This window comes from Aminipila butyrica (assembly GCF_010669305.1).
In the GTDB taxonomy this organism is placed as follows: Bacteria; Bacillota; Clostridia; order Peptostreptococcales; family Anaerovoracaceae; genus Aminipila; species Aminipila butyrica.
This window is the reverse complement of sequence record NZ_CP048649.1, coordinates 2,400,147-2,422,674: the sequence shown is the minus strand read 5'-3', so window position 1 is coordinate 2,422,674 and position 22,528 is coordinate 2,400,147. Positions and strand designations below refer to the sequence as shown.

At 46.4% G+C, this 22,528-nt stretch carries 18 protein-coding genes and 1 other annotated feature; of the genes, 15 read left to right on the top strand and 3 right to left on the bottom strand.

Annotated elements, in window-relative coordinates:
• Positions 1-99 precede the first annotated feature (99 nt).
• The 4 genes from Ami103574_RS11465 (at position 100) to Ami103574_RS11450 (ending at position 4,178) form a co-directional block, all read left to right on the top strand.
• Entirely contained in the window at positions 100-837 is a 738-nt protein-coding gene (locus Ami103574_RS11465) for a GNAT family N-acetyltransferase (protein ID WP_163067146.1), read from the top strand.
• Positions 838-955: 118 nt separating this feature from the next.
• A complete protein-coding gene (locus Ami103574_RS11460) occupies positions 956-1,690 on the top strand; it encodes a pentapeptide repeat-containing protein (RefSeq protein WP_246213135.1) in 735 nt (244 codons plus the stop codon).
• A gap of 30 nt (positions 1,691-1,720) precedes the next feature.
• Complete coding sequence (locus tag Ami103574_RS11455) at positions 1,721-2,614, top strand: EFR1 family ferrodoxin (protein WP_163067145.1); 894 nt, start codon at positions 1,721-1,723, stop codon at positions 2,612-2,614.
• A 163-nt stretch (positions 2,615-2,777) separates the two neighbouring features.
• Positions 2,778-4,178 (top strand): N-acetylmuramoyl-L-alanine amidase family protein, encoded by a 1,401-nt coding sequence (locus tag Ami103574_RS11450; RefSeq protein WP_163067144.1) that lies wholly within the window; start codon positions 2,778-2,780, stop codon positions 4,176-4,178.
• Between the two features lie 88 nt (positions 4,179-4,266).
• Here the strand turns inward: Ami103574_RS11450 and Ami103574_RS11445 are convergent, their stop codons facing one another.
• On the bottom strand, positions 4,267-5,634 hold the full coding sequence (locus tag Ami103574_RS11445; RefSeq protein WP_163067143.1) for a PhoH family protein: 1,368 nt from the start codon (positions 5,632-5,634) through the stop codon (positions 4,267-4,269).
• A gap of 230 nt (positions 5,635-5,864) precedes the next feature.
• Between Ami103574_RS11445 and Ami103574_RS11440 the strand changes: the two genes are divergently transcribed.
• The 9 genes from Ami103574_RS11440 (at position 5,865) to sigE (ending at position 13,009) form a co-directional block, all read left to right on the top strand.
• Positions 5,865-7,109 (top strand): N-acetylmuramoyl-L-alanine amidase, encoded by a 1,245-nt coding sequence (locus tag Ami103574_RS11440; RefSeq protein WP_163067142.1) that lies wholly within the window; start codon positions 5,865-5,867, stop codon positions 7,107-7,109.
• Between the two features lie 27 nt (positions 7,110-7,136).
• Complete coding sequence (locus Ami103574_RS11435) at positions 7,137-7,982, top strand: MoxR family ATPase (RefSeq protein WP_330587047.1); 846 nt, start codon at positions 7,137-7,139, stop codon at positions 7,980-7,982.
• 4 nt (positions 7,983-7,986) lie between these two features.
• On the top strand, positions 7,987-9,183 hold the full coding sequence (locus Ami103574_RS11430) for a vWA domain-containing protein (RefSeq protein WP_163067141.1): 1,197 nt from the start codon (positions 7,987-7,989) through the stop codon (positions 9,181-9,183).
• Positions 9,184-9,286: 103 nt separating this feature from the next.
• On the top strand, positions 9,287-9,967 hold the full coding sequence (gene lexA, locus Ami103574_RS11425) for a transcriptional repressor LexA (protein ID WP_163067140.1): 681 nt from the start codon (positions 9,287-9,289) through the stop codon (positions 9,965-9,967).
• 70 nt (positions 9,968-10,037) lie between these two features.
• Positions 10,038-10,161 (top strand) — a sequence feature (ribosomal protein L20 leader region).
• A complete protein-coding gene (gene infC / locus Ami103574_RS11420) occupies positions 10,115-10,708 on the top strand; it encodes a translation initiation factor IF-3 (RefSeq protein WP_456298133.1) in 594 nt (197 codons plus the stop codon). Its footprint overlaps the feature before it by 47 nt.
• A gap of 50 nt (positions 10,709-10,758) precedes the next feature.
• Positions 10,759-10,959, top strand: a complete 201-nt coding sequence (rpmI, locus tag Ami103574_RS11415) for a 50S ribosomal protein L35 (protein WP_163067139.1) — start codon at positions 10,759-10,761, stop codon at positions 10,957-10,959.
• Positions 10,960-10,977: 18 nt separating this feature from the next.
• On the top strand, positions 10,978-11,334 hold the full coding sequence (gene rplT / locus Ami103574_RS11410; protein ID WP_163067138.1) for a 50S ribosomal protein L20: 357 nt from the start codon (positions 10,978-10,980) through the stop codon (positions 11,332-11,334).
• A gap of 101 nt (positions 11,335-11,435) precedes the next feature.
• A complete protein-coding gene (locus Ami103574_RS11405; protein ID WP_163067137.1) occupies positions 11,436-12,266 on the top strand; it encodes a sigma-E processing peptidase SpoIIGA in 831 nt (276 codons plus the stop codon).
• Positions 12,263-13,009 carry an RNA polymerase sporulation sigma factor SigE gene (gene sigE / locus Ami103574_RS11400; RefSeq protein WP_163067136.1) on the top strand — a complete coding sequence of 249 codons (747 nt, stop codon included), beginning with the start codon at positions 12,263-12,265 and terminating at the stop codon, positions 13,007-13,009. The genes Ami103574_RS11405 and sigE overlap by 4 nt, the downstream gene beginning before the upstream one ends.
• A 45-nt stretch (positions 13,010-13,054) precedes the next feature.
• Here sigE and Ami103574_RS11395 read toward each other — a convergent pair whose 3' ends face one another.
• Together Ami103574_RS11395 and Ami103574_RS11390 are read right to left on the bottom strand one after the other, a co-directional pair.
• Positions 13,055-13,627 carry an ANTAR domain-containing response regulator gene (locus tag Ami103574_RS11395; protein WP_163067135.1) on the bottom strand — a complete coding sequence of 191 codons (573 nt, stop codon included), beginning with the start codon at positions 13,625-13,627 and terminating at the stop codon, positions 13,055-13,057.
• A 164-nt stretch (positions 13,628-13,791) separates the two neighbouring features.
• Positions 13,792-15,879: a glutamine synthetase III family protein gene (locus tag Ami103574_RS11390; RefSeq protein ID WP_163067134.1), complete on the bottom strand. Its 2,088-nt coding sequence runs from the start codon at positions 15,877-15,879 to the stop codon at positions 13,792-13,794.
• A 497-nt stretch (positions 15,880-16,376) separates the two neighbouring features.
• Here Ami103574_RS11390 and gltB point away from each other — a divergent pair, with 497 nt between their 5' ends.
• Positions 16,377-20,957 (top strand): glutamate synthase large subunit, encoded by a 4,581-nt coding sequence (gltB, locus tag Ami103574_RS11385; RefSeq protein WP_163067133.1) that lies wholly within the window; start codon positions 16,377-16,379, stop codon positions 20,955-20,957.
• Complete coding sequence (locus Ami103574_RS11380) at positions 20,957-22,450, top strand: glutamate synthase subunit beta (RefSeq protein ID WP_163067132.1); 1,494 nt, start codon at positions 20,957-20,959, stop codon at positions 22,448-22,450. Before gltB ends, Ami103574_RS11380 begins: the two co-directional genes overlap by 1 nt.
• Positions 22,451-22,528 lie beyond the last annotated feature (78 nt).

The following is a 22,528-nucleotide window of genomic DNA, read 5'->3' as shown; positions in this document are numbered from 1 at the left end:
TACTTAAAAGAAGTCAATTCCAAAAGGGATTGACTTCTTTTGTTTATAAGATAAAATTAAAAAGAGTTTCTATTTAACGGAGAAATAAGAGGAGCGGATATGAACAGAAGAAAAGCAGCGGCACTGTTTAATGGCTGGGAAGAAGCATTAATATGGTCCTGTTTACAGGGCTATATGGGGAATCTCATTGCAGATAACGATGAAAATCCCACTTCAGCAGTTATTGATATTGGTGATTTTTGCTTTTTTGCAGGGGAGCCAAGTCGTGAGCTATTACGCGAAATAAGCGGCTCAAAGCTGCTGATTCCTAAAGATCAGCCTTGGGAGCAGCTAATCGAAGGGTTTTATGGGAACAAAGTAAAGAAATTTTTTCGCTACGCAATAAAAAATCAGTTCAATGCATTTGATGTGGAAATGCTGAATGGTTATATCAAGAAGCTGGATTCCTGTTATGAGTTAAAGTTGTTTGACCAGGAAATTTTTGAAATGGCCAAAAGTGAATCCTGGTCTGTTGATTTGTGCTCTCAGTTTGAAAATTTCTGTCATTATCAGAACAGGGCTGTGGGCACAGCAATTTTGCATGATGGAAAATTGGTGGCAGGTGCATCTCCTTATGCGGTGTATGACGAAGGCATTGAAATAGAAATCGACACAAAACCAGAATACAGGCGTAAAGGGCTCGCCACAGTATGTGGAGCCAAGCTGATTTTAACCTGTTTAGAAAGGAACATATATCCTCACTGGGATGCTCATGATTTACGCTCTGTCGCGTTAGCGGAGAAGCTAGGGTACCATCTGGATCGGCCTTATATAACATATGAGCTGGCCGACAGATAGATATTGGGGAGGAAGAATGACAAAAAGGATAATAGACAAGAGGTATTCTGATTTAAAAGATACATTGAAAATTGATTGTGAACAATGCAGCGGCTTATGTTGTGTGGCTTTATACTGTATGAAAACAGATGGATTTCCGGCAAACAAAGAGGCCGGAATACCCTGTCAATATTTAAGGCCAGATTTTCGCTGTGATATACATACCACATTAAAAAGCAAAAATTTGCGGGGGTGTTTAGCTTATGACTGCTTTGGAGCGGGACAAAAAGTAACGCAAAATTGTTTTCCTATAGTTGATTGGAAAAGCAATTCAAATCATGGCAGCAAGATTTTTCAAGTTTTTCAGATTGTTTTTCAACTTCACCAAATGGAATGGTATTTGATTGAGGCCTTATCCCTGCCTGCTGCCGAAGCTCTTGAATCGGATATTAAATCCCTGATTTGGGAAAATGAACGGCTGACCGGTTTGCCTGCTGAAGAAATCCTGCATTTGGATATGGAAAGCTACAGAACAGATGTTAATAAAATATTGAAGCAAGTAAGCCACATAATGGCTGTAAACGCTAAGGGAAAAATAGATAGAGATTACTTTGCACAAAACTTCAAGCATGCAAATCTCAATCATAAAGATTTCAGTATGGCCCTGCTGATTGCCGCAGATCTCGAAGGCTGCAGTCTGCAAGGTACAAACTTTTTAGGGGCTGATATGCGCGACACAAATATTAAGAATACGGACTTAAGCACCAGTATTTTCTTGACACAGATGCAAATTAACGGAGCGAGAGGAAATTCGAAGACTATACTTCCAGCAGGTATTTCTCGTCCGGCCTCTTGGTCGGCAGACGGAGCATAGTCTATTCATTAAGCAAGATTAGAGGAGGGAATGATGAACGCGTACACCAATATCAGAATTGCCTATTATTCCGGCACCGGCAGTACCGAACTGGTTGCAAAGACCTTTCAAAGCTACTTGGAATCTAAAGGTTGTGTATGCAGCCTTGAAAAAATCACCTACAGACCAATTGCTTGTCCAACGGCTGGTGACTTGCTTCTTTTGTTATTTCCTGTTCATGCCTTTAATGCACCAGAAGCTGTTTATCAGTGGATTGCTCAATTAAATGAAGTAGATACCGGGGACGCGGCGGTGATTTCGGTTTCCGGCGGCGGTGAGGTTTGCCCCAATACCGCCTGCCGCGTGAGCAGCATAAAGGGGCTGAGGGAAAAAGGCTATCAGGTTCGATATGATAAAATGATTGTGATGCCCTCCAACTGGATGGCGTCTGCACCAAGCCCCTTACCTTATCTGCTGATGCAGGCATTGCCAAAAGCCGTTCAACAAATCACAGAAGACTTATTATCGGGTATACAACAGACAGGCAAGCCCCTATGGATTGACAGGTTGTTTTCTGTGATGGGAGAACTGGAAAAACCAGCAGGGCGCTTTTGGGGTAAACGGATACAGGTTCTAAAGGCGTGCACTGGTTGCAGCTGGTGTGCTAAACACTGCCCTGCCGGGAATATAACCATGATAAACGGTGTACCAACCTTTGAAAATAAATGCCATTTATGTTTAAACTGTATTTATGGTTGCCCCAGTAAAGCTTTGCAACCAGGGACTTGTAAATTTGTGATAATAAAAGAAGGCTACTGCTTAGAAGACATGTCAGAAATGCTTTTGCCGCATATGCAAGTTCCACTGGAAGATATAAAAGTAGGTTTCTTTTGGCTGGGGGTGAAAAAATATTTACTTTCTGTAGAACGAGGGAAGAAGAGATAGCGGCTGGAAAATATAGTCTGGTCAGAAAGACATCGGGACGAATTGTATAACATTTATATGTCAGTCGTGTTACCATTTGGTGATAGAAATAGATTTTTGTCATTTTTTCTGCTATAATCTGTAAGAGTAAATTGATGATTTGTGATACAAAAAGGGGACTCTTATGACAAAAAGACTAAATTTCACAGCGGTATTTATATTTATAATACTTTTCTGTGCAATGACGGGGCAAACCGTTGACGCAGCAACAAATACAACAGACGTTAATCTGGTAATAAATAATAAGCAAGTATCAGCAGACGTGATGCCTTTTATCCAGAATGATCGAACCCTTGTTCCGGCAAGAGCAGTTTTCGAGTCCCTTGGCGGAACGGTGAAATGGGATCAAGACAGTTATACCGTTACGGTAAAATACGACACGACAACTGTCATTCTTAAAATCAATGACAAGACCGCCACCGTAAATGGCAAGAAGAAAACGCTGGATGTTCCGGCCATCATAAAAAACGAGAGAACGGTGATTCCTGTGCGATTTGTTGCAGAGGAACTGGGATTCCGCGTCGGTTGGATTGATTCCAGCAGGACTGTTACCATTTCATCGGCTGGAGATCCTGAGGTAAAACCGGAAATCAAAGGGAATATCACCGCCGTTTCCCTGAAAGAGGGAAACTCAAAAAAGGAGAATACCATTGTAACTATTGAACTGTCAGAAGCGATTAAATCGTCAGAGGGCTACGTGACCACCATGTTGACTACCCCCAACCGATTTGTATTGGATGTGAAGAATTTTCTGGCTGATTCACAAGTATCCGATTTGACTTATAACCAGAAATCATCTCCCTTAACGGCAGTAAGAACAGCTGCTTACAGTGAAAACACTGCCCGAGTTGTGTGTGACTTAAAAGAAGCGTCAACCCCTGTTGTCAGTTTGTCTGCGGACGGAAAAACCTTAAAAGTTGCCTTTAAAACGCTAAGTACTTATTTTAACCCGATGGAGGACGGAAAGTTGGTCGTTGTGCTGGATCCTGGCCATGGCTCATCGACAGCTGGAAAACGAAGCCCACAGGGCATATTGCGAGAATACGAGTTTAACCGGGCTGTTGCCAATAAAATGAAGCGTTACCTGGAAGCCGAAGGCGTAGAAGTCATTCTTACCGTAGAGGATGATTCAGACCCTAGTCTTGCCAACAGATGTGCAGAGGCAAACAATTCGGATGGAGATATCTTTGTGAGCATCCATGCCAATGCTTTTGGTAACGGGGACGAATGGACAAGCGCAAATGGGTGGGAAATCTATCACTATGAAGGAAGTGTGCTCAGCAACCAGTTGGCAACAGCCATCGCCGATGCCAATTTCCCGGGAATCGGTATTCGTAACCGGGGTGTTAAAACAGGAAATCTGTATGTCATTAAAAATACCAATATGCCAGCGGTATTGATTGAACACGGATTCTATACAAACCTTGAAGAAATCGAATTGCTGAAAAGCGATGAATGGAGAGACAAAGTAGCACGGTATAATGCGGACGGCATTGTGAAATTTTTAAAATCCCATAGTGAATAATCAGATCTTAAGCGTATTCGTTGAGAAAGAGCAGCATCAATAAAATAAGCCAGCAAGTTTTTATACTTGCTGGCTTATTTTCTATCTATTACATTCTTTGGGCTGCGTCATATGCTAATTCAGACCGCAGACATTCGCTGGGGAGCATGGCAAGTTGAAAGCACAAGGGACTTCCCTTCATCTTTTCTGATGCATAGCTCAATCCGTTGGTTTTTTCGTCTAACAAGGGATTGTCAATTTGCTGAGGGTCTCCCAACAAGATTACCTTTGTCCCTTTGCCAACTCTGGTAATGATTCCTTTCACCTGTCTTGGTGTTAAATTCTGCGCTTCATCAATAATTAAATAGGTATGGGTTATGGAGCGGCCTCGGATAAAGTTCATGGCTTCAGCTGATATGATACCCCGATCAAACAATTCATCGATTTTATCTTTCAGCTCGTGTTCATTTTTATAGCGTTCTGTCGCATTTCGATCCACCAGAATTTCTAAGTTATCAATAATAGGACGCAGCAAAGGTGCAATCTTTTCTTGCTCTGTGCCAGGAAGAAAACCGATTTCTTCATCAAATTGAATGTTGGATCTGGTGATTAATATTTTTCTGTAAGCCCTGTTATCGGGCTCCAGGGTTTGATGCAAGCCGACGGCAAGAGAATAAAAGGTTTTTGCCGTACCGGCAGGGCCTTTGACAATGACTAGCGGCGCTGTATCGGCATCCTGCATTAGAGCTTCCTGCAAAAAACGTTGTCCTACATTTTTCGGCTTGATGTCAAAGGGTTCATCTTTGAGGCTTTTTAATGCTACTGCTTTCTTTCCGTCAAATCGGCCCAATAAGGTTTTCTTTGGATTTAATTCAGAATGAATAATGAGAAATTGATTGTATTCCGGAGCTACCGATGTAATGACATCTTGTTCTATGGTGTATAAGTTTTCCAGGGGAATTCCCTTCTTTTTAAATTCACTCATTTTCATATCAGAGGAGTACACGTCCATTCGGCCCGTATATTGCTGATCCAAGGTGGGGGACTGTTCTGCTGTAAAATCTTCTGTTGTAATGCCCAGCATTTGCGACTTCAGTCTAACGATGATATCCTTTGTAACCAAGATGACGGGCTTATGAGTTTCCATCAAATCTAAACACACCTTTAAAATTCTGTTGTCATTTAAGTCATTTTTAAACCCGTGAGGCAATTCCACAGAAGCAAAATTGGGCTCTATTTTAAGGAGGCCCCCAGAGGCTAGCTGGACACCCTCAAACAAATTTCCGATTTGTCTTAATTGTTCTAAAAATTTAATCGATTGACGTGCATTGCGGCCCCGCTCCCCATCTTCATTTTTCAATTTATCAAGTTCCTCTAAGACGACAATTGGAAGAACGATTTTATTGTCTTCAAAGGATTGCAGTGCGTAGGGTGACTGTATCAAAACATTGGTATCAAGGACATAAATCTTTTGCATAAATACCTCCATACTTATCTATAGGGGAAACTACTGGTTCCAGTTTATACGATAAATATAAAGATTGGAGGTGATTCTTGTAAAATTTAGATAAACACTCGTCCATTTGCAAAATTATTATTTTCCTTTTTTGTGGCCTTTTGTTTTCAAAGCTTCTTTAAAATAGTATAATATAAAGAATGTCGATTGTTGACTGAAGCCACCGAAACGCAAAGAAAAAGGGGAATAAGATGAAAAAAATAGTAGTTACAGCGGTAATGATCGCGACGCTTTTAATCCTAGGCACAGGCTTAGCCTACGGAGCCACGGGTATATCCCAGTGGGATGTGGATGAAGGCTTGAAATTTTGTGCGGAATATCCGGTGAATCTGGCTTTGAACGGCCAGCAGGTTGCTTTTTCACAGAAGGATGTGCCGCCAGTTATTGTAAAGGAAACAACTTTAATACCGGCCAGAGCTCTCTTTGAAAAGATGGGTGGCACGGTGACCTGGCAAGATGCGACTCAAAGCGTATATGTCAAGTATGATACCACGGAAGTGGTGCTTACCATCGGGTCGGATAAAGCCTTGGTCAATGGGCAGCTTCAGAGTCTGGACGTACCGCCGATGATTATTGATGACGATGATGACTATTACGGGAGCACCATGATTCCTGTGCGTTTTACGGCCGAAGCGCTAGGCTGCACCGTGGCTTGGCAGGATTCCACCAGGAGCGTGCTGGTTTCCTCACCAAGCAAGCAGGAAGCACCCGTTGTGTACCCCGATGATACAGATGACGACAGTGACAATCAAAACAACGGACAGAACAACAATCCGACTACGAACCCGGATACGACTAACACCACCTGGGCTTACGAACAACTAAATGCCGCCGCCAAAGGCAAAACCGTCTTTATCGACATCGGACACGGGGGGAAGGACGGCGGTTCTCTGGGCCACAAAGGTCAGAGCGACCAGCTTCAGGAAAAAGACGTAAATCTGCCGATAGGAGTTAAACTGAACGAATACCTAAGGAGTGCGGGGGTGAACACCTATTTAATACGCAGCACGGATATCTATTACACCTTGCTGGAGCGGTCGGAGAAGGCTAACACAGCGGGCGCCACCATTTTCATCTCCATCCACAACAATTCCAGCGAGACGGCCTCGGCGAAGGGCACAGAAGTGCTCTACAACAGTAAGACCAACGCAGCGGGAGCGACGGAGATGGACCTCTACGGTATTACCAGCAAGAACATTGCAGAAAATGTACAAAAACAATTGGTAGCAGAGCTGGGCACGAACAGCAGAGGCATTAAAAACAGTCCGGAAATGGCGGTACTCAACAAGACTGCTATGCCGGCCATCATCGTGGAAGGAGCGTTCCTATCCAATGAAAGCGACTTGGCCCTCATCCGACGGGATGACTATGCCGACAGGTATGCTTTGGCCGTGGCTAAAGGCATCATTCAGTCGATGAATCAAGCCTTTAAATAGAGAGAAGAAGACAGAAGGAGAAGACAAGTGAAAAGCGAAATCAATCGATTTACCGGAAGTGACGATTACGTGGTATCCAAAGAACTTATGAATGCCGTCAACGTGGCTATTGCCCTGGAAAAGCCGCTGCTGATAAAAGGAGAGCCGGGTACGGGAAAGACCGTATTGGCGGAATCCATTGCCAAGGCCCTGGACATGAAGCTGCTGGTTTGGAGCATTAAATCCACCACCAAGGCTCAGGAAGGCTTGTATGTATATGACACGGTCCAGCGGCTGTATGACAGTCAGTTGGGAGAAGGCAATGTGGCCGATATTCGGCAATACATCAAGCTGGGGAAAATGGGAGAGGCGTTTAGTTCCGAGGACCAAGTGGTGCTGCTGATCGACGAAATCGACAAGGCGGATCTGGAATTTCCCAATGACCTCTTGTGGGAGCTGGATAAAATGGAATTCTATATCCACGAGACCAAGGAAACTGTTAGAACAAAAAACCGTCCTATCGTTATCATTACCTCTAATGCGGAGAAGGAGCTGCCAGACGCCTTTCTTCGGCGGTGTATCTTCCACTATATCGAATTTCCGGCCAAGGATAAGATGGAGGAAATCATCCAGGTTCACTTTGGTCCTATAGATAAGAAACTGGTAGAGGAGGCCATCAGCACCTTTTACAACATCCGTCAGATGAAGGATTTGCAGAAGAAACCTAGCACCTCAGAGCTGCTGGATTGGCTCCAGGCGCTGATGGTGAGCGGTATTTCCGTGGATAAAATTGCCAAGGAGATTCCGTACGTGGGCGTGCTCTTGAAAAAGAATCAGGACATCGATACGATGTATGAAATTAAGGACAGGGGCTATTCGCTGAAAAGGTGGTAAGGACATGTTTTTAGATTTTTTCTACTTGCTGCGGGCCAGAGGGTTATCGGTCTCTCTCAACGAATGGATGTCCTTGATGGAAGCCTTGGATTTGGGATTGGCAGAAAGCAGCCTGCTGAGTTTTTATCATCTGTGCAGAAGTCTGTTGGTGAAAAGTGAGGCGGATTACGATAAGTTTGACAGTGTCTTTGCCGAGTATTTCCGGGGAATAGAAAGTCCAGAGGATTTACCGGAAGAATTTTGGAGATGGCTGAATCAGGGGAATCGGGAAAGAAGCTTGGAGGATCGGCCCATGCCGGAGGAAGCTTTGCTGGAACTGGAGGCACTGCTAAAGCGGTTTCAAGAGCGTTTGGAAGAGCAGAAGGAACAGCACGATGGGGGCAATTATTGGATTGGCACCGGCGGAACTTCTCGAATGGGCTATGGCGGTTACAATAACCAGGGTATTCGCACGGGAGGCACCGGCCGTCATCGGTCTGCGGTTCAGGTGGCAGGAGAGCGGCATTTTAAGGATTTTCGTCAGGATAATATTTTGGATACCAGGCAGTTTCAACTGGCGTTTCGTAAACTGCGGCAGTTTTCTGCCAGAGTAGAGGGGGCGAAGACGGAGCTGAACTTGGACGCCACCATTGAGGCCACAGGGAACAACGGGGGAAATCTCAAGCTGGTATTTGATAAGCCTCGGAAAAATACAATCAAACTGCTGCTGCTCTTTGATTCAGATGGATCGATGACTCCTTACAGTCTGCTGTGCAGCCGATTGTTTCAGGCGGTGAGCAAGTCCAGCCACTTTAAAGATTTGAAAGTGTATTACTTCCACAACTGCATCTATGACCATCTGTATACCACGCCCACCTGCCGGAAAGGAGACTGGGTTAACACAGACTGGGTTCTATCTAATCTGGACAGCGAATATAAGCTGATTCTCGTAGGGGATGGAACCATGGCCCCTTCAGAGCTGCTGAGCCCCGGGGGCAATTCCGTCATGAGCTTATATAATCAGGAACCGGGGTTGGCTTGGCTTCACAAGTTGAAAAAACGGTATAAGAAACAGGTTTGGTTAAACCCCATCCCCCGGGAGGACTGGGATTTTGTATATGGAAGCTATACCCTAGGACTGATTCGGGACGTTTTCCCGATGTTTGAGCTAACTGTAGATGGGCTGGATGAAGGGATTAAAAAACTTCTAGTTCGAACATAATTGCAGAACGCATGTTTACAAACTGTCGAAACTATGTTATACTCAATAAAGAAGGGTTGTGCCATCTGGGCGGAGCCAAGCAAGCATAATGGGAGGCGGAGAGATGGAGAAGCGAAAAGAGCTAAAAGAACGAGAACAGCGGATATTGGACTACATGAAAAAAGAAATCGGCCAGAAGGGCTATCCGCCTACTGTCCGGGAGATATGCAACGCTTTAGATATAAAATCCACATCCACCGTTCATAAAGATATTGAAAACTTAGAGCTAAAAGGTTATCTGAAAAAGGATCCATCCAAGCCTCGGGCCTTGATGATTGTCGGCCCCGACTCTCACCAGAGAGGAATCTTTCAGAACCAGGAAGGGCTGGAAAGTCACGGGGGAGATACCGCTCGCATTGATGTCATTGATATACCAGTGGTTGGGCGGATTGCCGCAGGGACTCCCATTTTGGCTGATCAGAACGTAGAAGATACCTTCCCGCTCCCTGCCAGGTTTGCAGGCAAGGGCGTCAGCTTCATGCTGATTGTTAAAGGCGAGAGCATGATTGAGGCTGGTATCTTCGACGGCGATTACATTTTGGTAGAACAGCAGAATACAGCCAGAAATGGTGAAATTGTGGTGGCCATGATTGACGGATTTGAAAGCGAAGCTACCGTTAAGACCTTTTATAAGGAAGCCGATCACATTCGCTTGCAGCCGGAAAATGCCAGCATGAGTCCCATTCTGGTAAAGGAAGTAAAGATTTTAGGCAAGGTCACTGGTGTATTTCGGTATTTAAACTAATCAGCCCCAAATTTAGGTTTAATTAAATTTATACCTTGACAGGCTTTGGTAGAAATGGTATAGTGTTTGAGTGATAAAGAAGAAGTTATCCGCTTCTCACCTTATTGGCGACGTTGATAGGGTTTATAAAGCAAAGAGAGCACAGAAGTGTTTTTGTGGAGCGGGTACAAGTGTATCCGCTTTATTTGTTTATTAATTTGCAGGAGGTGCAAGAAGATTAGCAAGGAGAATCTGATTAACGAAGAAATTCGTGACAAGGAATTAAGAGTTATTGACAGCGATGGAGCGCAGCTTGGGATTATGAGTCTAGAAGATGCGATGGCACTGGCTAATGAAAAAAAGCTTGACTTAGTCAACATCTCGCCAAATGCAAAGCCGCCAGTTTGTAAGATTCTTGATTACGGCAAATACCGTTATGAACTTCAAAAAAGAGACAAAGAGGCAAAGAAAAAACAAAAGACTACTTCTGTAAAGGAAATTCGTCTAAGTACATTTATTGAAGTACATGATATTCAGGTGAAGGCAAACACCGCAACCAAGTTCTTAAAAGACGGGGACCGAGTAAAGGTTAGCCTGCGATTTAAGGGCCGTGAGCGAGATCATGCCAACAAGGGCCTGGAGGTTATGCGGTTGTTTACGGAGGCGGTTTCTTCTGTAGGTACGATTGAAAAAAAACCTGAATTTGAGGGTAGGAGTTTGATCATGATTCTTGCACCGAAGGCAGAGAAGGCGGATAAATAGATAGCAAATAGCAGATAACAGGAATAAATTTACGTAGGAGGAATATTACCATGGCTAAAAATAAGATGAAGTCTCATAGAGGCGCAAGCAAGCGATTTAAGTTGACGGGTACAGGAAAAGTAAAGAGAAACAAGGCATATAAGAGCCATATTCTTACTAAAAAGTGTGCCAAGAGAAAGAGAGGTCTGAGAAAGGCCACGATTCTTGGAAGCGCAGATCACAAGAGAATTAAAGCTGTATTGAATAAATAGTATTAGGAGGTTTGAATTATGGCAAGAGTAAAAAAGGGCGTAAACGCTCATAAGAGACATAAGAAGATATTAAAGTTAGCAAAGGGTTTCTACGGCCAGAAGAGCAAGGTATTCCGTGCAGCCAATCCGGCTGTAATGCGTTCCCTGCGTTCCGCTTATGTAGGAAGAAAGAACAAGAAGAGAGAGTACAGAAGACTGTGGATTGCTAGAATCAATGCAGGAGCTAGAATGAATGACATCTCTTACAGCAGATTGATGGACGGCCTGAGAAAGTCTGGTATCGAAATCAATAGAAAGATGTTGGCTGAAATGGCTATCTACGATGCTCCAGCGTTCACACAACTGTGCGAAACAGCTAAGAAAGCAGTAAAATAGCAGAAATTAAATTTATTATTCGACATTTGAATATGACAATTTGTCCCCCCTTGTCCGGGCTATAATCAAGTATGATGTAGCAGACAAGGGGGGTTTTTTGCGTGGAAGTTTACGGAGAATACTTATTTATGGAGAACTTTCTCATGGGACTGCTGATTTTACACTTAGCTGGAAAGATAGCAGGCTTGGTGACAAGTAAAAAACGGTTGGCCGCTGGAGGCGTTCTCTGCGGCCTCTTTTCCTTCATTTTATTTGTGCCTAATTTGGGCATGGGTATGGGAACCTTGGTGAAGCTGCTGTTTTCTGCCTTGCTGGCTTGGGTGGTCTTTCATAAGAAAATTTTTCGGGCTATGGTGCTCATCTATCTGGTCTCGGCTTTTATGGGTGGCATGACCATCCTTCTGCTGTATCTGACCAGAATCTCCGGTATGACCAGTAATGCAGTCTTATACATAGGAGATATCGGATATGTAAATGTGGCTTTTGGAGCGGTGGTTTCTTGGCTGTTGGTGTTGGCTTTTTCTCGGGTCATGGCCGTCAAGCAACTGCGAGAACGAATTTTTACAGAGGTAATCATAGAAATAGGGGGACACCAGCTGGTTCACCGGGCCTTGATTGATTCAGGAAATTTTCTGCGGGAACCTTTGTCAGGAAAGGCGGTGGTGGTTATCAGTAAGGGAGCAGCAGCACAGTTAAAACAGCTGGAAGATGCCGATTTAAGTCGACGATACTGTCTGATTCCCTACAACTCCATTGGCGTTTCCCATGGACTTTTGGAGGGGTATCGGGTAGATAACGCCCGAGTGGAGGGAAGAAACCTAGGCAGCGTCGTGGTGGCGGTATACGACCGGGAGTTTTGCCGGCTGGGTGAAGAAGAAACGTATGAGATACTGTTGAGTAAAGACTTTTTAATGGGGGGAATTGCATCATGAGTAGGACGATATTACAGAAGGTAAAGCAGTGGATACAGGGGCGGCTGTGGTCTGTCTTGCGGCAGCGGGGACGGCTGAAGGGAGAAAAGCCTCAGGATATTTTCTACATTGGAGGAAGCGAGGTCCTGCCGCCGCCTCTCAACAGTCAGGAAGAAAAGGAGCTGTTAGAATCTTTTTCCAAAGGTAGTGAGGATGCCAGAGCGCTGCTTATTGAGCGAAATTTGCGGTTGGTGGTCTACATCGCCAAGAAGTTTGAAGGATCTAAAATTAACATTGAAGATTTGATTTCTATCGGCACCATTGGCTTGATTAAGGCGGTGAACACCTTTAACTCCGAGCGGAATATCAAGCTGGCCACCTATGCTTCCCGGTGCATTGAAAATGAAATTCTCATGTATATCCGGCGAAATAACAAGCTGAAAAGTGAGGTATCTTTTGATGAACCGCTAAATGTAGACTGGGACGGAAATGAACTGCTGCTTTCGGACATTTTGGGCACGGAAAACGACATTGTCTACGGTCACATCGAAGAGGAGGTCAACCGCAAGCTGTTGATCTATGCCTTAAAGAAGCTGAATCACCGGGAAAAGCAGATTATGGAGATGCGCTTTGGCCTCATCAGCGGCCGAGAGATGACGCAAAAGGAGGTAGCCGATAAGATGGGCATTTCTCAGTCCTACATATCGAGGCTGGAGAAGAAGATTATCACCAGACTTCGCCGGGAAATCAAAAAGTTGGGCTAAAAGAATAGGGGAAAGCAAAGATGTACGGAAGGGATTGACGATTGGTCAATCTCCTCCGTACATCTTTAATATGCGGGCAGCAATCTTTTTTTTAGGCAGGCGTCGTTCCATAGCCTGCTGTTCAATGTATTTATGAGCTTGATTTTCAGTCATATTCAGATACTGAATTAAGACCCATTTGGCTCGGTTTACCAGCTTCATCTGAACAATCTGATCCTGCAATTTGAGGTTCTCCTGGTTGAGAGTCTGGACTCGATTCTTGGATAACTCCGCAAACTTGATGGCCTGATTCAGCACCACTTTGAGAATGGGCTTGTTGATGACAATAATACCGTATTTTTCCAGACGTTCGGAGAGGGCATCGATTTCCCGGCTTTTCAGCAGGGCGATGACTCCAGCGGAGGTGTTCTGGGCACAGTAGATGGAAAAAGAGGCATCTGTATTGGAGTCTAGGGGGTAGTTGACGATGATTAAATCGAAAGTCGATGCAGCCAACTTTTGCTTTCCGGTTTCTACACTGTTGGCTGTTTGAACTTGCCGATTTTCGTCCTGCTCCAAGTAATTCAAAAGAGCGTCTTTACTTTTCGTATTTCTGGTGACCAGCAAAATGTTCTGCAAGGGGAACACCTCCTTTGGTTGGCAACTTTTATCGAGCTACTATACACTGGTTTTAAAAAAAGTATTGTAGCATACCTGGAGCTCAAGAGCAAGAAAACTTTTTGAACGCCAGGTGCATCCGAACAATTCAATCCTAGGGTGAAAGGCGGCTATAAGCGCAGTTCCTAGCTAAAGAGCAGCGACCCATAAGTCGGCATCGGCCAGTATTTGGCTGCTGTAATCGTTTCCAGTTCATCGGTGACTACCCGCATTTCCTTCATAACTGGAATAATCGTCTGACAGAAATATTCGGCAGCTTCTCTGGTATCCTCCATGGAGCTGACTTCCAACAGATGCTGATCCAGGGTGATGGCTTTCTTGTACAGGGAATCACAGGCTGCAGACAGACTCTGGATAAGATTCTTTTCCATCTCGTATGGGACATCTTCAGAAATTGCCTGCTTGCTTTGAACCACCTCGGACAGATCCTTCACGTAAATCAGCACCGCAGGAAGGATGTCTTTGTTGACCATATCCAGCATGGTCAGGGCTTCAATATTAATCAGTTTGCAGTATTCGTCATAGAGGATTTCCTGTCTGGCCATGGCTTCCACTGGAGTGAGAACATGCTGCCGTTCAAAAAGGTCCAGATTTTTCTGATCGGTAAAGTGCGGGCAGGCATCCATGGCGGATTTTAGGTGAAGCAAACCGCGGCGTTCTGCTTCAGTTACCCATTCCTCGGAATAATTGTTGCCGTTGAAAATAATCCGCTTATGATTCTGGTAGATATCCCGCACCAGGTTCAGTGCATCGTGTTCTATGTTTGAGGAGCCTTCCAGCTTGTCAGCGATGTTCATGAGGGCATCAGCTACAATCGTGTTAATCATGTAAGTCGGACAAGACACCGAAGTGGTGGAACCCGGCATACGGAATTCAAAGCGTCCGCCAGTAAAGGCGAATGGAGAGGTCCGGTTTCGGTCGGTGGTGTCCTTCTTAAAGTCTGGCAAGACTTGAACGCCGATACCCATCTGGCGGTTTTTAGGCGGAACTTCCGTCTTTCCCTCCTGAACGGCTTCTAACACTTCCAGCAGGTCGTCCCCGAGAAAAATCGAAATAATGGCCGGTGGTGCCTCGTTTCCGCCTAATCGATGGTCGTTGCTAGGGCTGGCCACGGAGACCCGCAGCAAATCTTGGTACTGATCTACAGCCTGGATGACAGCGCTGAGGAAGAGCAGGAAGGAAATATTTTCAATCGGTTTTTTACCCGGTTTTAGCAGGTTCTCTCCGCTGTCTGTAGCCAGAGACCAGTTGATGTGTTTGCCGCTGCCATTGATGCCAGCAAAAGGCTTTTCATGGAGCAGGCAGACCAAGCCGTGCTTGCCTGCAACTTTCTTCATCATTTCCATGGTCAGTTGGTTGTGGTCGGCGGCCACGTTGGCACTGGCGAAGATTGGGGCCAGTTCGTGCTGCGCCGGAGCAACTTCGTTGTGTTCGGTGTTCGCTAAGACCCCTAATTTCCACAGCTCCTGGTCCAGCTCTTCCATGAAGTCATTCACTTTCGGTTTGATGGCACCGAAGTAATGATCTTCCAGCTCCTGTCTTTTTGGCGGTTTGGCACCTAGGAGAGTCCGTCCGCAGTAAATTAGGTCCTTCCGCTTTTCATACAACTCTTTGGAAACCAGAAAATACTCTTGCTCAGGGCCTACGGTGGTGGTAATTCGTCGTACGGATTCTTTGCCCAGCAGGTGCAGCACCCGCAGCGCCTGCTTTTCAATGGCCTCCATGGACCGAAGCAGAGGAGTCTTTTTATCTAAAGCTTCTCCTCCGTAGGAGCAGAAGGCGGTAGGAATGCAGAGGGTGTTTTCCTTGATGAAGGCGTAGGAGCTGGGATCCCAGTTGGTGTAGCCCCGGGCTTCAAAGGTAGCGCGAATCCCGCCGGAAGGAAAACTGGAGGCATCCGGCTCGCCTTTAATCAATTCCTTACCGGAAAAGTTCATCACGATGCCGCCGCCGGCTGTGGGCGAGATAAAGCTATCGTGTTTTTCTGCGGTAATGCCAGTCATGGGCTGGAACCAGTGAGTGAAATGAGTTGCTCCATGCTCCAGGGCCCAATCTTTCATGGCGCTGGCGATGACATTGGCGGTCTCCATAGACAGGGGGGTACCCTGGTCAATGTGGGACTGTAGCGCCTTATACGTATCATTTGGCAATTTTTCTCTCATGATGGCATCGTTGAAGACCATGCTGCCAAACAGGGCAGAAATCTTATTCATGGGTATATCCTCCCTTTCTTTTTCACATAGGCTGAATGTAAGGAGCCGGACTGGTTAACAATCATATTGCCTACGTTATGAAAAAAGGCACTACGAGTTTTCACTCGCAGCGCCTTTGCTAATCGATAGGTGTGAGTATACTAAACTTTTCTGTATCTGTCAATAACTTTTCAAAAAAAAGTTTGTTAGAAAATACAGAAAAACTGCATAAATAGTGGAAGAAAAATTTAAAGCAAATTTTTAGGGGATTTCAATAAGCATTAAAAAGGCAAGTTGAAAGCCCAGACTGCCTGAAAAAAAGAGAAAAATAAATAAAAAATTGTTACAAGAACACAAAAATGGTTGACTAAATTGGTTATTAGGGTATAAAATAGTAAAGTATTTTTAGGAATTGTCTGAAAATTTAACGAAAATTATCAAATAGAGCATAGGGTAAGAATTTACTGATAAATTGGAAAATTATACATGATATGCGCATAACGGAAGGACGTGGAGAGATGAAACAGGGAGATAGACAGGCTGTAGCCGGAAAGGAATCCAGAAGGGAAAGCTTATACCATGAGAACTTTGAGCACGACAACTGCGGTATTGGGGCAGCTGTCAACATCAAGGGCTTGAAGAGCCATCAGACCGTAGAGGATGCGCTGACCATCGTAGAACGGTTGGAACATCGAGCTGGGAAGGATGCAACCGGAGAGACGGGAGACGGTGTAGGTATTCTTACTCAAATTCCCCACAGTTTTTTTGTCAAGCAAGTGAAGCACTTGGACTTTCCCTCCAACGGGGATTTTGCCGTGGGTATGTTTTTCCTGCCCCAACAGGAACTGCTGCGAAACCAAATAAAAAAGCGCTTTGAGGTCATCGTAGAAAAGGAAGGCCTTCCGTTCTTAGGCTGGAGGCAGGTACCTACCTGTGACAGCGCGCTGGGGCTGCGGGCCCTGGAATGCAAACCGGCCATCTATCAGGCTTTTGTTGGCAGACCTAGAAATCTGAAACCAGGACTGGAATTCGACCGGAAACTGTATGTAGCCCGACGGATTTTTGAAAATAGCAGTGAAGGGGAAGGCAGCGGCACCTATGTCTGTTCGCTGTCCAGCCGAACCATCGTTTATAAAGGCATGTTTTTAGTTCATCAACTGAGACAGTTCTATCTGGATTTGCAGGACAAGGACTTTGTTTCCGCTATTGCCATCGTACACTCCCGATTTTCTACTAATACCATGCCCTCTTGGGAAAAGGCTCACCCCAACCGGTATATGGTCCATAACGGGGAAATTAACACCATTCGAGGCAATGTAAATAAGATGCTGTCCAGAGAGGAAAACATGCACTCCGATGCCTTAGGAGAAGACTTTTATCGAGTGCTGCCTGTCGTTCCTCGGTGGGGGTCTGATTCAGCTATGCTGGACAATACCCTGGAATTTTTATACATGGCAGGGATGGACTTTCCAAAAGCTGTCATGCTGTGTATCCCAGAGCCTTGGAGCAACGACAAAAATATGAGCCGCAAGAAGAAGGACTTTTACCGTTACCACGGCACGATGATGGAACCATGGGATGGACCAGCCTCTATTGTATTCAGTGACGGAGACCTGGTGGGGGCGGTATTGGATCGAAACGGTCTGCGACCTTCCCGGTATTACATCACCAAGGATGGTAATTTGATTCTCTCCTCCGAAGTAGGCGTTTTAGATCTGCCGCCGGAGGAAATTGAAGTGAAAGAACGGCTGCGGCCAGGCCGGATGTTGCTGGTGGATACGAAAGCCGGCAAGCTCCTCAACGATCAGGATGTAAAAGACTATTATGCTGGCAGTCAGCCTTACGGGGAATGGCTGGCAAACAATATGGTACAGCTGAAAGAACTGTCCATACCCAACCAGAAAGTGCTTTCTTACAAAGATCAGGAATTGTCGCGGATGCAGAAGGCCTTTGGCTATTCCTATGAAGACGTCATCGACTATTTGAGACCGATGGCCCTGTCGGGCAATGAACCGGTCATTGCCATGGGAGCAGATACACCGCTGGCGGCTTTGTCAGAAAAATACCCGCCGCTGTTCAACTATTTCAAGCAGTTGTTTGCGCAAGTAACCAATCCCCCGATTGACGCCATCCGGGAGGAGATTGTTACGTCTACCTACAGTTATCTGGGCAAGGACGGCAATCTGCTCCACGATGTACCAGAGAACTGCCGCCTGCTGTCTGTGCGAAATCCGATTTTGACTAACACAGACTTTATGAAAATCAAAAACATGAAGGCGGAAGGCTTTAAAGTAGCCACGGTCTCCATCAATTATTATAAGGGTACTTCACTGGAAAAGGCTATTGACAATGTATTTGTTCAGGTTGATCGATGCTTAAAGGACGGGGCAAATATTATCATTCTCTCAGACAGAGATGTGGACGAGTACAGCGTGCCGATTCCGTCTCTGCTGGCTGTTTCTGCCGTGCAGCAGCATCTGGTGCGAAACCGCAAGAGGATGGCTTTATCTCTGGTTTTGGAAAGCGGAGAGCCTAGAGAAGTCCATCACTTTGCTACCTTGCTGGGGTACGGGGCCAGTGCCATCAACCCGTATCTGGCTCAGGATACCATCAAGCAGATGGTAGAGGAGAATATCCTGGAAAAGGATTATTACGCAGCGATTCACGACTATACCGAGGGCATTCTCCATGGCATCGTCAAAATTGCCTCTAAGATGGGCATCTCCACGGTTCAATCCTATCAGGGAGCCCAAATATTTGAGGGTGTAGGCATCAGCAGAGCGGTCATTGACCGTTATTTCACCAATACGGTGAGCCGGGTAGGTGGAATCACCCTGGAACAAATTGAAAAACAAGTGAACCAACGGCATTCCAGGGCCTTTGATCCCCTGGGGCTGAACCAAGACAGTGTGCTGGACAGCTTGGGCGGTCACAAGGTTCGAAGCGGAGGAGAAGAACACTTATATAACCCTCAGACCATTCATCTGCTCCAACAGGCTGTGCGCACTGGGGATTACGGTCTTTTTAAGGAATATACCAAGCTGATTAATGAAGAGATGGGGGCGGCTCATCTGCGAAGTCTGATGGACTTTGACCTGAGTCAAAAGGCGATTCCACTGGAGCAAGTAGAAAGTGTCGATTCCATTGTTCGGCGGTTTAAGACCGGGGCCATGTCTTACGGTTCCATCTCCCAGGAGGCCCATGAGACCATGGCTATCGCCATGAACAAGCTAAAGGGAAAATCTAACAGCGGCGAAGGCGGCGAGGAAGCCGAGCGCTTTCAGCCAGATGCAGAGGGTAACAATCGGTGCAGTAAAATCAAGCAGGTTGCCTCAGGGCGGTTTGGGGTTACCTCTGAATACCTCGTCAGTGCAGAAGAAATCCAGATTAAGCTGGCACAGGGGGCTAAGCCCGGAGAAGGCGGTCAGCTGCCTGGAGACAAGGTCTACCCGTGGATTGCCAAGACACGGCACAGTACCACCGGTGTAGGTCTCATCTCGCCGCCGCCTCATCATGATATCTATTCCATTGAAGATCTGGCCCAGCTGATTTACGATTGCAAGTGTGCTAATTCTCAAGCTCGGATTTCAGTCAAGCTGGTATCCGAAGCAGGAGTCGGCACCATCGCCGCAGGCGTGGCCAAAGCGGGGGCTCAGGTTATTCTGATTTCAGGATATGATGGCGGCACAGGAGCGGCTCCAAAAAATTCGGTATACAACGCCGGACTACCTTGGGAGCTGGGGTTGGCAGAAGCTCATCAAACCTTGAGACTGAACGGCCTTCGAAGCCGGGTGGTTCTGGAGACGGACGGCAAGCTCATGAGCGGCCGAGAAGTGGCCATCGCTGCGCTGCTAGGCGCGGAAGAGTTTGGATTTGCAACGGCACCGCTGATTTCCATGGGTTGTGTCATGATGCGGGTCTGCAATCTGGATACTTGTCCGGTGGGCATTGCTACACAGAATCCAGAACTGCGAAAGCGATTTACCGGCAAACCGGAGCACGTAATTAACTTTATGCGCTTTATAGCAGAAGACCTGAGAGAATACATGGCTTTGTTGGGCTTTAAGTCCGTGGCTGAAATGGTGGGCCGAACGGACCGACTAAAAGCAAAGGCCGGATCGGCAGGCCCAGAAGCCTACGGCTTGGACATCCAAGCCATCTTAGGAGAGGGAGAACCCTTAGAACAGCTCAACAGCATTCATAAAAAAGGGGACGACTTTGATTTCAAACTGGAAGAAAGTAAGGACATGACGGTTCTGTACAAAGAGTTCAAACCTGCTATGGAAAAGGGTGAAAAGAAGACGCTGGAAGTACAGGTTGACAATCAGGACCGAGCTTTTGGTACCTTATTTGGCTCCATTCTGACGAAGGAATTTGGCAGCAAGCTGTCGGAGGACACCTATTACATTAAGTGTAAGGGGTATGGCGGACAGAGTTTCGGCGCTTTCATTCCAAAGGGTCTGACACTGGAGTTGGAAGGGGATAGCAACGACTATATCGGCAAGGGACTATCTGGGGGCAAAATTATTGTTTATCCTCACCGCCAATCCACGTTTAAGCACGATGAAAACATTATCATCGGAAATGTGGCCCTGTATGGAGCAACCTCAGGTAAAGCCTTTTTCAGCGGCGTAGCCGGCGAACGGTTCTGCGTGCGGAATTCGGGAGCAGATGCGGTAGTGGAAGGCGTAGGCGATCACGGACTGGAATACATGACGGGAGGCCGTGTGGTCATCCTGGGAGCTGTGGGAAATAATTTAGCCGCAGGTATGTCCGGCGGTGTTGCTTATGTGCTGGATGAAAAGGGAGACCTGTACTCCAAGTTGAACAAGGATATTATTTCCCTGGAAAACCTCAGCCGAAGTGAAGACGTGCTGGAATTGAATCAGCTGATTCAGGAGCATGTGGCAGTTACCCATTCCCGCAAAGGTAAAGAAGTGCTGGAACAGTTTACCGAATATCTGCCGCTGTTTAAGAAAATTATGCCCTATGACTATAAGAATGTGCTTCAACTGATTCAAAAGTATGAGGAGATGGGACTGGATCAGCAGACCGCGCAGATTGAAGCGTTCTATGAGATAAAAGGAGGGATGCAGTAATGGGGATGTCAACAGGCTTTTTACAATATGAGAGGCGCACCAGCGAGGCCTTAGAACCTTTAGACCGAATTAAGAATTATAATGAATTTCATATTGCCCTGTCCAAAGAAGAGCAGATGGAACAGGGGGCACGGTGTATGGACTGTGGTGTCCCTTTTTGTCAGTCGGGAATGACGCTGGGAGGCATGGTCTCTGGCTGTCCCTTGAATAACTTAATTCCGGAATGGAATGACTTTGTGTATCACGGAAACTATCAAGCAGCCTTGAAGCGGCTGCTAAAGCGAAATAATTTCCCGGAGTTTACGGCCAGAGTCTGTCCGGCTCCTTGTGAGAATGCCTGCACCTGTGCGTTGAATGGTGTTGGTGTCTCCATCCGAGAAAACGAGTTGGCTATCATTGAAGAGGGCTACAGCAACCGAAGCATGCAGCCTCGGAAAATTTCTGGACGCTCTGGCAAGCAAATTGCCGTTATCGGTTCTGGGCCTGCTGGGCTGGCGGCAGCAGATCAACTGAATCTGCGGGGCCACCAGGTGACAGTTTTTGAAAAAAGTGACCGGCCAGGAGGCTTGCTCATGTACGGTATACCGAATATGAAGCTGGAGAAACACATCGTTAAGCGGCGGATTGATTTGATGAAGGCGGAGGGCGTGGTCTTTCGCTTGAACGAAAGCATTTCCGGTAAAAAGCAGGCAGAGAAGCTGCTCAAGGAATACGATGGCGTGATTCTAGCCTGTGGAGCAGCCCGGCCTCGAGATATTCAGGTTCCAGGCAGGGAGAGCAAAGGCATCCATTTTGCGGTGGATTTTCTGTCTTCTACCACGAAGGCCCTGCTGGACAGTTTTCTGGAGGAAGGGACCTACCTGTCGGCAAAGGATCAGAATGTACTGGTGATTGGCGGCGGCGATACGGGTAATGATTGCGTGGGAACAGCTATTCGTCAGGGAGCCAAGTCGGTGGTTCAGTTGGAGATGATGCCGAAACTGCCGGATCAGCGGGCCGCAGATAATCCGTGGCCGCAGTGGCCTAAGGTCTCTAAGACGGATTACGGCCAGGAGGAAGCGAAAGCAGTCTTTGGAGCAGATCCGCGGAGATATCAGACTACCGTCAAGGAATTCATCTGCGACAAAGAAGGTCAGGTGAAGGAGGCGGTTCTGGTAGAGCTGGCCTGGAAAAAAGATCCGAAGACAGGGCAGATGACCATGGAAGAGGTTTCTGGGTCGGAAAAAGTTATTCCGGCCGACTTGGTGCTAATCGCCGCCGGATTTTTAGGCTGTGACTTGGAGGTTGCTAAGGCTTTCGGAGTGGAGACGGACCCGAGAAGCAATGTGCGGGCGGAATCAACCGGTGAAATGTCGTATCACACTAGCCGGGACAAGGTTTTTGCAGCAGGAGATATGCGCAGAGGCCAGTCGCTGGTCGTGTGGGCTATTCGAGAAGGCCGGGAGGCGGCCCAAGCGGTGGATCAGTACCTGATGGGGTATACCAATTTATAAGGGAAAAAATACGGCAGCTAAGGCGTGCAATCAGTGAAAGAGGCCGTTTTAGTTGGCAGAGAAAAAAGACCGGGAGGA